The following is a 14,208-nucleotide window of genomic DNA, read 5'->3' as shown; positions in this document are numbered from 1 at the left end:
CATGCATTGCGAATCGCCGATCAAGCGTCGTCTGTCACGCAAGATCTGGGTGGGCTCGGTACCGGTGGGCGGCGATGCGCCGATCGCGGTGCAGAGCATGACCAATACCGACACCAATGATGTCGCCGCCACCGTGGCGCAGATTCGTCGCCTGGAAGATGCCGGCGCCGACATCGTGCGGGTTTCCGTGCCTGACATGGACGCTGCCGAGGCCTTCGGCCTGATCAAGCAGCAGGTGCGCGTACCGCTGGTGGCCGACATTCACTTCGACTACCAGATCGCCCTGCGCGTGGCCGAGCTGGGCGTCGACTGCCTGCGTATCAACCCCGGCAACATCGGCCGCGAGGACCGCGTCAAGGCGGTGGTCGAGGCGGCGCGCGACAAGGGCATTCCGATCCGCATCGGCGTCAACGCCGGTTCGCTGGAAAAGGACCTGCAGAAGAAGTACGGCGAGCCGACCCCGGAAGCGCTGGTCGAGTCGGCGCTGCGCCATGTCGAACACCTGGACCGCCTCAACTTCCCCGACTTCAAGGTCAGCGTGAAGGCGTCCGACGTGTTCATGGCGGTCGAGGCCTATCGCTTGCTGGCCAAGCAGATCGAGCAGCCGCTGCACCTGGGCATCACCGAAGCCGGTGGCCTGCGCTCCGGTACCGTGAAGTCGGCCGTCGGCCTGGGCATGCTGCTGGCCGATGGCATTGGCGATACCATCCGCATTTCTCTGGCCGCCGATCCGGTGGAAGAGATCAAGGTCGGTTTCGATATCCTCAAGTCCCTGCGCCTGCGTTCGCGTGGCATCAACTTCATCGCCTGCCCGAGTTGCTCGCGGCAGAACTTCGATGTGGTCAAGACCATGAACGAGCTGGAAAGCCGCGTCGAGGACCTGCTGGTGCCGCTTGACGTTGCCGTGATCGGTTGCGTGGTCAATGGTCCAGGCGAAGCCAAGGAGGCGCATATCGGCCTCACTGGTGGCAGCCCGAACAACCTGGTCTACATCGACGGCAAGCCGGCGTCGAAGCTGACCAACGAGAATCTGGTGGATGAGCTGGAAAAGCTCATCCGCGACAAGGCGGCCGAGAAGGTCGCCGCCGATGCTGCCGTGATCGTTCGCGGCTGAAACCGGCCAGCCTGCGCGTCGAGCACATCGCGAGCGCGGGCCAGGCAAGGAAAATACGGGCGAAGAAGCGCAGTTTACGACTGTAAATGAGCATTTTGAGCCTGTTTTTGACGCTGCATCAGCAAGCACAGCAGTGTCGAGAGCAGGTTTAAGGATTATTTGTGAGCAAATCTCTGCAAGCCATTCGTGGCATGAACGACATCCTGCCGGAGCAGACGCCTGCCTGGCGCTACCTGGAAAACACCCTGGTCGACCTGCTCGACGGCTACGGCTACAAGGAAATTCGCCTGCCCATCGTCGAGTACACCGAGCTGTTCGCGCGCGGTATCGGCGAGGGCACCGATGTGGTCGACAAGGAGATGTACACCTTCCGTGACCGCAACGAGGAGTCCCTGACCCTGCGTCCGGAGGGCACTGCCGGTTGTGTGCGTGCTGTGCTCGAGCATGGTCTGTCCGGTGGCGGCCAGGTGCAGAAACTGTGGTACGCCGGCCCGATGTTCCGTTACGAGAAGCCGCAGAAGGGCCGTTATCGCCAGTTCCACCAGGTTGGCGTAGAGGCCTTCAACCTGCCGGGGCCGGACGTCGATGCCGAACTGATCGTGCTGACCTGGCGCCTGTGGAAGAAACTCGGCCTGGCCGATGCGGTGACCCTGCAGCTCAACAGCCTGGGTTCCAGCGAGGCGCGTGCGGCCTACCGCGATGCGCTGGTCGCTTACCTGCAGGAGCGTTTCGAGCAACTGGACGAAGACAGCCAGCGCCGTCTGACTACCAACCCGCTGCGCATCCTCGACAGCAAGAACGAGGCGACCCAGGCCGTTCTGGTCGGTGCGCCGACCCTGGGCGACTACCTCGACGAGGACTCGCGCCTGCACTTCGACGGCGTCAGGGCGCGCCTGGATGCCGCCGGCATCCGCTACGAGATCAATCACAAGCTGGTCCGCGGCCTGGATTACTACAACCGCACCGTGTTCGAGTGGGTGACCGACAAGCTCGGTGCCCAGGGCACGGTGTGCGCCGGTGGTCGTTATGACGGCCTGGTTTCCCAATTGGGTGGCAAGGCGACGCCGGGGGTCGGCTTCGCCATGGGCGTCGAGCGCCTGGTGCTGCTGCTGGAAACCCTCGAATTGTTGCCGGCCGAGCTGAACCGTGCCGCCGACGTCTACGTCTGCGCCTTTGGCGAGGCGGCCGAGCTGGCTGCACTGACCCTGGTCGAGCGCCTGCGCGATGAATTGCCGGCGCTGCGCCTGCTGCTCAACAGTGGCGGCGGCAGCTTCAAGAGCCAGTTCAAGAAGGCTGACAAGAGCGGCGCACGCTATGCGCTGATTCTGGGGGACGACGAATTGGCAGGGCGCGTGGTAGGTTGCAAGCCGCTGCGCGACGACAGTGAACAACAAAGCGTTGCCTGGGATGCTCTGGCCGAGCATCTGGCTGCCTGCCAGCAACAGGCCTGAGCAGGCTCTCGATTAGGAGTACGGGGTTAGACATGCAGACCGAAGACGAACAGATCGCGCAAATCAAGGACTGGTGGAATCGCAACGGCAAACCGTTGCTGACCGGCGGCGTACTCGCGCTGGTAGCCGTGCTCGGCTGGCAGGGTTGGCAGAAGTACCAGACCAACCAGGCGCAGAGTGCCTCCGCGCTGTATCAGCAACTGCTGGAAACCGCGCTGGATCCGGCCGGCAAGCCTGATGCAGGCAAGGTGGCCGAACTGTCCGGCAAGCTCGACAGCGAGTTCGGCGGTAGCCATTACGCGCAGTACGGCAGCCTGTTCGTCGCCAAGGTCGCGGTCGAGGCCGATCGTCTCGATGACGCCGCCGTTGCCCTGCAACGCGTGCTCGACAAGCCGGCCGACGCCACCCTCGACGAGCTGGCGCGTCAGCGCATGGCACGCGTCCTGGCTGCCCAGGACAAGGTCGACGAGGCGCTGAAGCTGCTCGACGCCAAGGTCGACGAGGCGTTCCTGGCCAGCCGCGAGGAGCTCAAGGGTGATCTGCTGGTCCAGCTGGGCCGCAGCGACGACGCGCACGCGGCCTACCAGAAGGCCAAGGATGCGCTGGCCGAGGACGCCGCCGTTGGCGGTCTGCAGATGAAGCTGGACGACCTGGCAAAAGGGGATGCGTGACGTGATGCGTTGGAAGAATGCCGCACTGCTGGCTCTGGCCGTTCTGGCCGTGGGTTGCAGCAGCAATAGCAAGAAGGAACTGCCACCCGCCGAGCTGACCAAGTTCGATACCGAGGTCGAACTGCGTACCGAATGGAGCCGCTCCGTCGGTGACGGCCAGGGCGAAACCTTCAACATGCTGGTACCGGCCATCGATGGCGACGTGATCTACGCAGCCGACGTCGAAGGCCTGGTCATGGCCATGGACCGCACCAGTGGCAAGGTCATCTGGCGCAAGAAGCTCGACATCCCGGTCTCCGGTGCCATCGGTGCCGGTTACGGCCAGGTACTGCTGGGCACGCTCAAGGGTGAGGTGATCGCCCTGGACTCCAGCGACGGCGAGGAGCAGTGGCGCTCGCGTGTGACCAGCGAAGTGCTGGCCGCCCCGGCGAGCAACGGCGATATCGTCGTGGTGCAGACCCAGGATGACCGCCTGATCGCGTTCGATGCCAGCACCGGCAATCAGCGCTGGATCGTCGAGAACACCCCGGCCGTGCTGACGCTGCGTGGCACCGGCGCGCCGCTGGTGACCAACCGCCTGGTGGTCGCGGGTCTGTCCAGCGGCAAGGTGGTGGCGGTCGACGCCCAGCGTGGCCTGCCCGTTTGGGAGCAGCGCGTGGCCATCCCGCAAGGTCGTTCCGAGCTGGAGCGCGTGGTGGATATCGACGGCGGCCTGCTGCTGTCCGGTGGCACTGTGTACGCGGTGAGCTATCAGGGCCGCGTCGCGGCGATGGACCTGGATTCCGGCCGTGTGCTGTGGCAGCGCGAGGCCTCCAGTTCGGTCGGTGTCGCCCAGGGCTTCGGCAACGTCTACGTCAGCCTGGCCAACGGCACCGTCGAAGGCATCGACGAGCGCAGTGCCTCGGCGCTGTGGAGCAACGATTCCCTGGCACGCCGCGAGCTGTCCGCGCCGCAGGTGTTTTCCAGCTACGTGGCGGTGGGCGATTTCGAAGGCTATCTGCACCTGCTGAGCCAGGTCGATGGTCGCTTCGTGGGTCGTACCCGTATCGACAGCGACGGTCTGCGCACGCGTCCGCTGGTGGTGGGTGACTGGCTGTATGTCTTCGGCAACAGCGGCAAATTGGTGGCGCTGACCATCAAGTGACCAACTATGCTGCATCCAGGCCCGGGCCTGGACGCAGCAGCGCAAAAGATTCCGGCCGCTGCCCGTGCAGCGGCCTTTGCATTTTCTGAAATAACGTAGTGGAGAGCCTGATGGTTCCCGTAATTGCCCTGGTGGGCCGGCCCAATGTCGGCAAGTCCACACTCTTCAACCGCCTGACCCGCAGTCGCGACGCCATCGTCGGCGACCTGTCCGGTCTGACCCGCGACCGCCAGTACGGCGAGGCGAAGTGGCAGGGGCGCACCTATATCGTGATCGATACCGGCGGTATCTCCGGCGACGAGGAAGGCATCGACGCGAAGATGGCCGAGCAGTCGCTGCAGGCGATCGAAGAAGCCGATGCCGTGCTGTTCCTGGTGGACGCGCGTGCTGGCATGACCGCCTCCGACCAGATGATCGGCGAGCACCTGCGCCGGCGTAACAAGCAGAGCTTCCTGGTGGTGAACAAGGTCGACAATCTCGACGTCGACCTGGCCCGCGCCGAGTTCAGTCCCATGGGCCTGGGCGAGCCGCTGGCGATCGCCGGTGCCCATGGACGCGGCATCACCCAGATGCTGGAAGTGGTGCTCGGTGCCTTCCCCAAGGATGCCGGCGAGCCGGAAGAGGGCGCCGAAGAAGAGGAAGAAGTGCTGGAAGGCCAGGAAGCCAAGCGCATCCCCGGCCCGAGCGAGAAGGACGGCATCAAGCTGGCCATCATCGGTCGACCCAACGTCGGCAAGTCGACCCTGGTCAACCGCATGCTCGGCGAAGAGCGGGTCATCGTCTATGACCAGGCCGGCACCACGCGCGACAGCATCTACATCCCCTTCGAGCGTGACGACGAGAAGTACACGCTGATCGACACCGCCGGCGTGCGTCGTCGCGGCAAGATCTTCGAGGCCGTGGAGAAGTTCTCCGTGGTCAAGACCCTGCAGGCGATCCAGGACTCCAACGTCGTGGTCTTCGTCATGGACGCCCGCGAAGGGGTGGTCGACCACGACCTCAACCTGCTCGGCTTCGTGCTGGAGAGCGGTCGTGCGCTGGTCATCGCCCTGAACAAATGGGACGGCATGGACCAGGGCCAGAAGGACTACGTGAAGACCGAGCTGGAGCGCCGGCTGTTTTTCGTCGACTTCGCCGACATTCACTTCATTTCCGCACTGCACGGCACTGGCGTCGGCCATCTGTACAAGTCGGTGCAGGCGTCGTTCAAGTCGGCCATCACCCGCTGGCCGACCAGCCGCCTGACGCAGATCCTCGAGGATGCCGTCAGCGACCACGCGCCGCCCCTGGTCAACGGTCGCCGGATCAAGCTGCGCTATGCCCACCTGGGTGGTGCCAACCCGCCGCTGATCGTCATCCACGGTAACCAGGTCGACGCGGTCCCGCGCGCCTACTCCCGTTACCTGGAGAACACCTTCCGCCGCGTGCTCAAGCTGGTCGGCACGCCGATCCGTATCGAGTACAAGGGCGGCGACAACCCGTACGAAGGCAACAAGAACAAGCTCACCGACCGCCAGGTGAACAAGAAGCGGCGCCTGATGAGCCACCACAAGAAGGCCGAGAAGAAGCGCAAGGACAAGAGACGATAGTCATAAGCGGCAAGCCTCAAGCTACAAGAGGAGCCGAGCCGCTTTTGCTTGCGGCCCGAAGCTTGTAGCTTGCAGCTTTCCCCGAGGAAGTCGCGATGCTCGCCAGCAAACTGCCCAACGTCGGCACCACCATCTTCACGCGCATGTCTCAGCTCGCTCTGGATACCGGGGCGATCAACCTGTCCCAGGGCTTTCCCGATTTCGACGGGCCGCAGGCGCTGCGTGAAGCAGTGGCGCGCCATGTCCTGGAAGGGCGCAATCAGTATTCGCCGATGACCGGTCTGCCCGCCCTGCGCCAGCAGGTGGCAGCGAAGATTGCACGCAACTACGGCGTGCAGCGGGACGCCGACAGCGAGATCACCATCACCCCCGGTGCCACCGAGGCGATCTTCTGCGCGGTGCAGGCGCTGATCCGTCCGGGCGACGAGGCCATCGTCCTCGATCCCTGCTATGACAGCTATGAGCCCTCCGTGGAGCTGGCGGGCGGTCGCTGCGTGCACGTGCCGCTGGCCCTGGCGGATTTCGCCGTGGACTGGCAGCGCCTGGCCGATGCGATCACCCCGCGTACCCGGCTGATCTTCCTCAACTCGCCGCACAATCCCAGCGGCGCGCTGCTGTCGCGCGGCGACCTGGACCGCTTGGCCGCGCTGATCCGCGAGCGCGATATCCATGTGATCAGCGACGAAGTCTATGAGCACCTGATCTTCGACGGCGTGCAGCACGCCAGCGTGCTGGCGCACGACGAGCTGTACGCGCGCGCCTTCGTGGTCAGCTCGTTCGGCAAGATCTACCACGTCACCGGCTGGAAGACCGGCTACGTGGTGGCGCCGCCTGCGTTGAGCGCCGAGCTGCGCAAGATCCACCAGTACGTGAATTTCTGTGGCGTCACGCCGTTGCAGCATGGCCTTGCCGACTTCATGGCCAGTCACCCCGAGCACGTCGAGGAGCTGCCTGCGTTCTACCAGACCAAGCGCGACCTGTTCTGCGACCTGCTGGCCGGCTCGCGTTTCACCTTCACCCGCGCACCGGGCACCTACTTCCAGCTGGCCGACTACCGGGCGATCCGTCCTGATCTGGACGACGTCGCCATGGCCGAGTGGCTGACCCGTGAGCATGGCGTGGCGGCGATCCCTGTCTCGGTGTTCTACCAGTCCGCACCGCAGGATCTGCGTCTGGTGCGCTTCTGCTTCGCCAAGCGCGAGGACACCCTGCGCCAGGCGGCGGAGAAACTCTGCGCGGTGTGATGCAGGCTGATCACCGCGACGCGTGATCCAGCAGGGCGGGGTGGGTGTGAAACGCGACATCCGCCCTGCGCGCTACCGATTTCCCCGAGGCCCTGATATGACCGACAAAACCGATCTCGAACTGGCGCTGATCCAGACTTCTCTGGCCTGGCACGATCCGGCCGCCAACCGCGAGCACTTTCAGACCCTGCTGGAGCAGGCGCGCGGCGCCGATCTGGTGATCCTGCCGGAGATGTTCACCACCGGCTTCTCGATGGAGTCGGCAACGCTGGCCGAACCGGAGGATGGCCCCAGCAGCACATGGCTGCGCGAGCAGGCGCAGCGTCTCGATACGGTGATCTGCGGCAGCCTGATCATCCAGGCCGACGACGGCAGCTATCGCAATCGCCTGCTCTGGGCGCGTGCGGATGGTTCGCTGGCGCATTACGACAAGCGCCACCTGTTCCGCATGGCCGGCGAGCACAAGCATTTCCAGGCCGGAGACGAGCAGGTCGTGCTCGAGCTCAAGGGCTGGCGTGTCCGCCCGCTGGTCTGTTATGACCTGCGCTTCCCGGTCTGGAGCCGCGACGCGGGTGGCACCGATCTGCTGCTCTACACCGCCAACTGGCCCGCTGCCCGCCGCCAGCACTGGAACCGCCTGTTGCCGGCGCGGGCCATCGAAAACCTGTGCTATGTCGCGGCTGTGAACCGGATCGGCGAGGATGGCAAGGGGCATGGATATACTGGCGACTCCCAGGTGCTGGACTTCCAGGGCGAGCCGCTGCTGCAGGCGAACGCCGCCGATGGCGTGTTCCGCCAGCGCCTGGCGGCCGAGCCGCTGGCGGCCTATCGCGAGCGTTTCCCGGCGCACCTGGATGCCGATGCCTTCACCATGAACTGAATCAGGAGCGACACGACATGGACGTACAGCAGGAAAACCCCTTCCAGACCCCGCAGGCGGACCTGCAGCAGGCTTCTGCCTCGACGCTGCCGCTGTACAGGATTGCCGCGGTGGGGCTGGGCACCTTTCTCGGCACACCGCTGGCTGGTGCCTGGATGCTCGCGCACAACCTGCAGCTGCTGGGCAAGGCCGACCGTGTCGCGATGGTCTGGGGCGTTGCCGTGTGCCTGCTGGCGCTGACCCTGGCCCTGGCCTTCGTCTTGCCGGAAGAAGTACCCACGCTGCCGTTCGCCATCGGGCAACTGCTGGGCATGGTGATGCTGGCCAAACACCTGACCGAGGCCGATATCCAGCAGCACGCCGCTGCTGGTGGCACCTTTCTCTCCAACTGGCGGGCGGCAGGCATTGCCGTGCTCTTCTCGATCGCCGTGATGGTGCTGCTGTTCGCCGTGCTGATGATCCTGGACGTCTGATCCGTGTCCGCCCCGTGCCGTGCGGGGGCGTTCGCCTCTGCAGCACGTGGATCGATCGCGGATGGCGGCGATTCGCCAATAAATTCCGGACGGCCGCTCGCTTTGCCTCTAGCATTGCTGGCGCAGGGACGCGTCGATGGAAGTGGGCACAGGCTTGGCCCTGATAGCTCTGTCGCTCCCTGCCCAACATGAACGCAAGGAGCGAAAACAATGCACAAGACACTCATGGCGCTGGGCACCTGCCTGGCGATGAGCCCGCTGATGGCAGCCACGTACTGCGACAGCCGGGGTAACAGTGGCAGTGAATGGATCGCCGGAGTCAGCGTCAATGGCGCGAGCCAGACGTCCGGCAGCGATGGCGGTTACCTGAACGCCACGGGTCAGCCTCCCTTCCAGCTGACGGGGCAAGGTGACCGGCTGGAGCTCCGTCCCGGTTTCCGCAACACCCAGTACGTCGAGAACTGGGGGGCCTGGATCGACTTCGACCAGAACGGCAGTTTCGAGGCGAGCGAGAAGGTGCTGGTCGCTCAGGGCAGCACCGTCGTCTCCGCACCCATCGCGGTGCCTTCCGGCAGCGCCGGTACCACCCGCATGCGGGTACAGATGCGCTGGGGCGCCACCGCGCAGCCGTGCGGGGCCTATGGCTACGGCGAAACCGAGGATTACCTGGTCAAGCTGCCAGACGGCGCAGGGCAACCGACGCTGCCCTACAGCCTCACGCTGGAGCCCGGTTTCTGGGTGTCCCGCAGCGGCGATCTGGGCGACAGGCTGACGCTGGTGGTCGAAGAGGACGGCAAGCGCGTCCTCGGGCGCAACGCGGCCGGCAACCTGCGTGATCACTATTGGAACAATGCTGCCGGCAAACACTACCGGATCTGGCTGGAGAGCTTCATCGACGGCGGCTACAAGACCGTCTCGAATGTCGTGGCCTACCAGCCCGGCGTCACTGACCGTGTTGCGCTGAGCCGCAATGCCGATCAGGGCAGCATCAGTTCGTCGGCCGCGTTCCAGGGCAACTGGGTGATCGCCGCACAGGGCGGCGAGACGCTGCGTCAGCCAGCGCAGGCCGGTGTTCCGCTGCAGTTCGCCTTCAACCATGGCGAGCGTTACCAGGTCTGGGCCGAAGCCAGCGTGAACGGCAAGGACGAGGCCATCTCGGTTCCGCTCGCCTTCCGCGAGGGCTTTCCCGCTCGCTACATCGACCTGGAGGTCGAGGCGGACTTCCAGCTGCGGCATGACGGTCCTGCCGACAAGCCCCTGAACTGGGTCATTCGCGAGGACGGTGTCGAGGTGCTGCGCCAGCCCACCGGCGGTACCGCGGAACTGCGCTACCCGTTCCAGCAGGGCCGTGCCTACAAGGTCTGGATCGAGCAGGCCGTTGGCGGCGAGATGGTGCAGGTCTCCGATGCCGAGTACTTCTCGCCGGGGCTGACGGACCTCTATCAGTTGAGCATCGGCGACAATCGCCAGGTCAGCCGCAGCGGCAACATCGGTGATGCCCTGACCTGGGTGATCGAGGAGGAGGGCAATATCGTTCTGGAGCGTAACGCGGCCAACGAGCTGGCCTACACCTACTACCGCTTCGATCCCGCCAAACGCTACCGCGTATGGCTGAAGCGCTTCCAGAATGGCTACTACCAGCGGGTGTCCAACGTGGTGCGTTATGGCCGGGCCGCCGAGGACTACCTGCCGCTCTACCAGCTGACGGTGGACGCCAACCAGACCCTGACGCGCACCGGGGGCGTACACGCCATGCTGACCTGGGTGATCGAGCAGGATGGCAGCATCGTTCTGCAGCGCCTGGCGGAGAACGAACAGAGCTATCGCTACTTCGCCTACAGCGCGGGCAAACGCTACCGCTCCTGGCTGAAGGCCTATATCGACGGCCGCTACCAGCGCGTCTCGCCGGTGGTCAGCTACTGAGCCCCAGCTGAAACGAAGAACCCCGCCGAGCGGCGGGGTTCTTTTTTCAGCCTGCTGCCTTTCAGGCCGCTTCGGTCTTCAGTTCAGCCTGCTTGACCGCGCGGTTGAGTGCGCTGAACAGTGCACGGAAGCTGGCGGTGGTGATGTTCTCGTCGATGCCGATGCCATGCAGCGGGCGCTGGCCGTCCAGGCGAATCTCGATGTACGAGGCCGCCTTGGCACTGGCTCCGGCACCGATGGCGTGCTCGTGGTAATCCATGATTTCCACGGACAGCGGCAGGCTCGACACCAGGGCTTCCAGCGGGCCCTTGCCCGAGCCGCTCCAGCGCTGCTCCTGGCCGTCGACCTGGACCTTCAGCTCGACGCTGCTGTCGCCATTCTCTTCCTGCAGGCGATGACCCTTGAGCTCGTAGGGCGACGTCGCCTTGAGGTACTCGCTCTCGAGCAGCTGGTGGATCTGCGACGCGGTCATCTCCAGGCCCAGGCGATCGGTCTCGCGCTGTACCACCTGGCTGAACTCGATCTGCATGCGGCGCGGCAGGTTGATGCCGTATTCCTGCTCCAGCAGGAAGGTGATACCACCCTTGCCGGACTGACTGTTGACGCGAATCACCGCCTCGTAGTCGCGGCCGATGTCGGCCGGGTCGATCGGCAGGTACGGCACTTCCCAGACGGCTTCCGGGTCCTGCTGGGCGAAGCCCTTGCGGATGGCGTCCTGGTGCGAGCCGGAGAACGCGGTGTGCACCAGGTCGCCGACGTACGGATGACGCGGGTGCACCGGAATCTGGTTGCAGTCTTCCACCACCTTGCGCACGGCGTCGATGTCGGAGAAGTCCAGCTCAGGGTCGATGCCCTGGGTGTAGAGGTTCAGGGCCAGGGTCACCAGGCAGACGTTGCCGGTCCGCTCGCCGTTGCCGAACAGGCAGCCTTCGACGCGGTCGGCGCCGGCCATGACGGCCAGCTCCGAGGCGGCGACGCCGGTGCCACGGTCATTGTGCGTGTGCACGCTGATCAACACGCTGTCGCGGCGGTCGACGTGGCGGCCGAACCATTCGATCTGGTCGGCGTAGTTGTTCGGCGTGGCGCACTCGATGGTGGCCGGCAGGTTGAGGATCAGCTTGTTCGCTGGAGTCGGCTGGAACACGCCGATCACCGCGTTGCACACCTCGACGGCGAAGTCGATCTCGGTGCTGCTGAACACCTCCGGCGAGTACTCGAAGCCCCACTGGGTTTCCGGCGCGGCGTCGGCCAGGCGCTTGATGGTGCTGCCGGCTGCGACGGCGATGGCTTTCACCCCCGCCTTGTCCTGGTTGAAGACGATCTTGCGGAAGCTCGGCGCGCAGGCGTTGTAGTAGTGGACGATGGCCTTCTTGGCGCCCTTGAGCGACTCGAAGGTGCGTTCGATGAGGTCGTCACGGGCCTGGGTCAGTACCTGGATGGTGACGTCATCGGGAATGTGGCCGCCTTCGATCAGCTCGCGGACGAAGTCGAAGTCGGTTTGCGAGGCGGACGGGAAGCCCACTTCGATTTCCTTCAGGCCCACGGCGACCAGGCACTTGAAGAAACGCATCTTCTTCTCGGCGTCCATCGGCTCGATCAGCGACTGGTTGCCATCACGCAGGTCGGTCGACAGCCAGATCGGTGCCTTGTCGATGATCTGGTCCGGCCAGGTGCGGTCCGGGATCTGGATCTGGGTGAACGGGCGGTACTTCTTCGATGGATCTTTGAGCATGGTCATGAGGCTAATCCTTGGTTCGGCGCTGGGCCGGGGGCAACACGGAGGCTTGGGGCGAGACGAGGATTCAGCCACGCAGTCGTGGGCTGACCAGGCGCAGGCAGCGGTGTTGCCGCATCAGAATGAGGGTATGTGCAGTGTTCATGTCGCTAACCCTACGTTCGGTAGGGAATGATGGCAATACTTACGGAAAAAACGCCTGAAAATTTCGCGCTGTCGTGTATGCGGGCGATTAATTGCGCTTCTTGGCGCAAGGCTTGCGACGGATTGCGCAGGGCTCAGGCCAGCAACTCGAGTACCGCCTGCGGGCGCTGGTTGGCCTGGGCGAGGATGCTCTGCGCGGCTTGCTGGATGATCTGCCGCGAGGCGAGGTTGGCGGTCTCGTTGGCGAAGTCGGTGTCGAGGATGCGCGAGCGACTGGCTGCGGTGTTCTCGGCGATGTTCTGCAGGTTGCTGATCGTCGACTCCAGGCGATTCTGCACCGCGCCCATGTAGCCTCGCTGGCGGTCGATGTAGGCCAGGGCGTCGTCGATGTCCATCACCGCCAGGCCGGGGGTGTCCTGCAAGCTGAGGCGGCCGAGCGCCAGGGTGTCGACATTGAACGCGCCCAGGCCGATCTGAATGGTTTCGTAGGCCTCGGCGCCGACCTGGAACTGCGTCAGGGCGCTGCCGCCGACCGCCGTGTCGTTGAACAGGGTCGGTTCGACGAGGCGGAACCCCTGCGAGCCTGGGACCCCGGTACCCTGATTGAGCAGCACGTTCTCGGCCGTCAGCGTCGGCCCGCCGTCCGCGTCCAGGCCGCCGATGGCGCCGGTGTCGGCGTTGCTCAGGTCGAGGCCCGCCACGTAGGCAGCCGCGTCGCTGCTGAACTGGCTCTGGAAATCTGCGAGCCCGGTGAACGCGCCATGGCTGGCATTGCTCAGCGCCTGGTCCAGCGTGGAACCGGGATTGCTGTTCAGGTAGCCCATGATGTCCTTGATGCCCTTGCCACCCTCGGCCTTGATGCTGGCATGCATGTAGCGCACCGCCGCATAGCCGCCGGAGTAGCCTGCGGAGCCGCTGACGTCGTCGGCATTGAAGGCGCTGACGATCGCCGTGGTATTGGTACCGCCGGCGGTGTCGGCGGCCAGGCGCTCGTCCGCACCCTGTACGGCTTCTGCGGCGCCCTCGATGAACCAGGCGGGCAGGCCGGCGGCGAAGTTCATGGTGCGGCCCATCACCGCGTGGGTCATCTCGTGGGCAATCACGCGGTCGGTGTACTGCGGGTAACTGCCGCCGTCGGGTAGCGAGCTGGCGTCGAAGTACGCGAGGTTGACGTTGAGCACCTGATTGAGCACGCGACCGTTGCCATCCGCGCCGCTGGAGGAGACCGACGCCAGGGCCTGGCTGCTGGCGTCGTTGCTGAAGGTGATTTTCAGCTCGGCGCCGTCGGCGCGCAGACCGAAGGCGTCGAAGACGCGCTGTTCTCCTTCGCTGATCCAGAAGCCCTTGAGCGAGTTGAGCACGGCGCGCTGGTCCAGGTCGCCGAGGGCAGAGGACTGGCCCTGGGCGAAGACCTTGCGGCCGGCGAAGGTGGTGGTCTCGTTGACCCGGTCGATCTCCTGCAGCAGCTGCTGCGCTTCCTGGTCGAGCGCCTGGCGCTCGCTGGCGCCGTTGGAACCATTCATTGCCTGCAGGCCGAGCGAACGGATGCGCTGCAGGGCGTCGGTCACGCTTTGTAGCGCGCCCTCTGCGACCTGCAGCAGCGAAATACCGTCGTTGGCGTTACGTATCGCCACGCCCAGCCCGCGTGCCTGCGAGTTGAGGCGGTTGGAGATCTGCAGCCCGGCAGCGTCATCCTTGGCACTGTTGATGCGCTGCCCGGTGGACAGGCGCTGCAACGAGATGTCGAGGCCGGTGTTGTTGCTCTCCAGTTGGCGACGCGTGAACGACGAGGCGATGTTGGTATTGACCGTCAGCATCATCGGCTCACTGGTAGCCGCCG

Annotated in this window: 11 protein-coding genes; 9 read left to right on the top strand and 2 right to left on the bottom strand. The window is 64.9% G+C overall.

The genetic code is table 11. The features are described 5' to 3' along the window. The first annotated feature begins 1 nt into the window (after position 1). The 9 genes from ispG (at position 2) to FIV02_RS18300 (ending at position 10,489) form a co-directional block, all read left to right on the top strand. Positions 2-1,114: a flavodoxin-dependent (E)-4-hydroxy-3-methylbut-2-enyl-diphosphate synthase gene (gene ispG / locus FIV02_RS18340; protein WP_047587591.1), complete on the top strand. Its 1,113-nt coding sequence runs from the start codon at positions 2-4 to the stop codon at positions 1,112-1,114. 161 nt (positions 1,115-1,275) lie between these two features. Beyond that, complete coding sequence (gene hisS, locus FIV02_RS18335; protein ID WP_152489427.1) at positions 1,276-2,565, top strand: histidine--tRNA ligase; 1,290 nt, start codon at positions 1,276-1,278, stop codon at positions 2,563-2,565. Positions 2,566-2,597: 32 nt separating this feature from the next. Next, positions 2,598-3,236 (top strand): tetratricopeptide repeat protein, encoded by a 639-nt coding sequence (locus FIV02_RS18330; protein WP_037049583.1) that lies wholly within the window; start codon positions 2,598-2,600, stop codon positions 3,234-3,236. Beyond that, the gene (gene bamB, locus FIV02_RS18325) at positions 3,229-4,380 is read left to right on the top strand and encodes an outer membrane protein assembly factor BamB (protein WP_037049581.1); all 1,152 of its coding nucleotides are present in this window, start codon (positions 3,229-3,231) and stop codon (positions 4,378-4,380) included. Before FIV02_RS18330 ends, bamB begins: the two co-directional genes overlap by 8 nt. Before the next feature lie 110 nt (positions 4,381-4,490). After that, entirely contained in the window at positions 4,491-5,969 is a 1,479-nt protein-coding gene (gene der / locus FIV02_RS18320) for a ribosome biogenesis GTPase Der (RefSeq protein ID WP_037049579.1), read from the top strand. Positions 5,970-6,064: 95 nt separating this feature from the next. Continuing rightward, on the top strand, positions 6,065-7,213 hold the full coding sequence (locus tag FIV02_RS18315) for a pyridoxal phosphate-dependent aminotransferase (protein ID WP_152489426.1): 1,149 nt from the start codon (positions 6,065-6,067) through the stop codon (positions 7,211-7,213). A gap of 97 nt (positions 7,214-7,310) precedes the next feature. Beyond that, on the top strand, positions 7,311-8,093 hold the full coding sequence (locus tag FIV02_RS18310) for an amidohydrolase (RefSeq protein WP_152489425.1): 783 nt from the start codon (positions 7,311-7,313) through the stop codon (positions 8,091-8,093). 17 nt (positions 8,094-8,110) lie between these two features. Continuing rightward, positions 8,111-8,566 (top strand): hypothetical protein, encoded by a 456-nt coding sequence (locus tag FIV02_RS18305; RefSeq protein ID WP_152489424.1) that lies wholly within the window; start codon positions 8,111-8,113, stop codon positions 8,564-8,566. Between the two features lie 210 nt (positions 8,567-8,776). Beyond that, the gene (locus FIV02_RS18300) at positions 8,777-10,489 is read left to right on the top strand and encodes a GEVED domain-containing protein (protein ID WP_152489423.1); all 1,713 of its coding nucleotides are present in this window, start codon (positions 8,777-8,779) and stop codon (positions 10,487-10,489) included. Positions 10,490-10,550: 61 nt separating this feature from the next. On the opposite strand, the gene leuA is transcribed toward FIV02_RS18300, so the two are convergent. Both leuA and FIV02_RS18285 read right to left on the bottom strand, forming a co-directional pair. After that, complete coding sequence (gene leuA / locus FIV02_RS18295; protein ID WP_152489422.1) at positions 10,551-12,227, bottom strand: 2-isopropylmalate synthase; 1,677 nt, start codon at positions 12,225-12,227, stop codon at positions 10,551-10,553. 275 nt (positions 12,228-12,502) lie between these two features. Next, complete coding sequence (locus FIV02_RS18285) at positions 12,503-14,188, bottom strand: flagellinolysin (protein WP_152489420.1); 1,686 nt, start codon at positions 14,186-14,188, stop codon at positions 12,503-12,505. Positions 14,189-14,208: the final 20 nt, after the last annotated feature.

The organism is Pseudomonas sp. THAF187a (assembly GCF_009363395.1).
GTDB lineage: Bacteria > Pseudomonadota > Gammaproteobacteria > Pseudomonadales > Pseudomonadaceae > Aquipseudomonas > Aquipseudomonas khazarica.
The sequence above is the reverse complement of the archived record's forward strand: the minus strand, read 5'-3'. Positions and strand labels throughout refer to the sequence as shown.

Coding starts and splice junctions, on each gene's coding strand:
- ispG (WP_047587591.1), top strand. CDS start 2: ATGCATTGCGAATCGCCGATCAAGCGTCGTCTGTCACGCAAGATCTGG.
- FIV02_RS18330 (WP_037049583.1), top strand. CDS start 2,598: ATGCAGACCGAAGACGAACAGATCGCGCAAATCAAGGACTGGTGGAAT.
- bamB (WP_037049581.1), top strand. CDS start 3,229: ATGCGTGACGTGATGCGTTGGAAGAATGCCGCACTGCTGGCTCTGGCC.
- der (WP_037049579.1), top strand. CDS start 4,491: ATGGTTCCCGTAATTGCCCTGGTGGGCCGGCCCAATGTCGGCAAGTCC.
- FIV02_RS18315 (WP_152489426.1), top strand. CDS start 6,065: ATGCTCGCCAGCAAACTGCCCAACGTCGGCACCACCATCTTCACGCGC.
- FIV02_RS18310 (WP_152489425.1), top strand. CDS start 7,311: ATGACCGACAAAACCGATCTCGAACTGGCGCTGATCCAGACTTCTCTG.
- FIV02_RS18305 (WP_152489424.1), top strand. CDS start 8,111: ATGGACGTACAGCAGGAAAACCCCTTCCAGACCCCGCAGGCGGACCTG.
- FIV02_RS18300 (WP_152489423.1), top strand. CDS start 8,777: ATGCACAAGACACTCATGGCGCTGGGCACCTGCCTGGCGATGAGCCCG.
- leuA (WP_152489422.1), bottom strand. CDS start 12,227: ATGACCATGCTCAAAGATCCATCGAAGAAGTACCGCCCGTTCACCCAG.
- FIV02_RS18285 (WP_152489420.1), bottom strand. CDS start 14,188: ATGATGCTGACGGTCAATACCAACATCGCCTCGTCGTTCACGCGTCGC.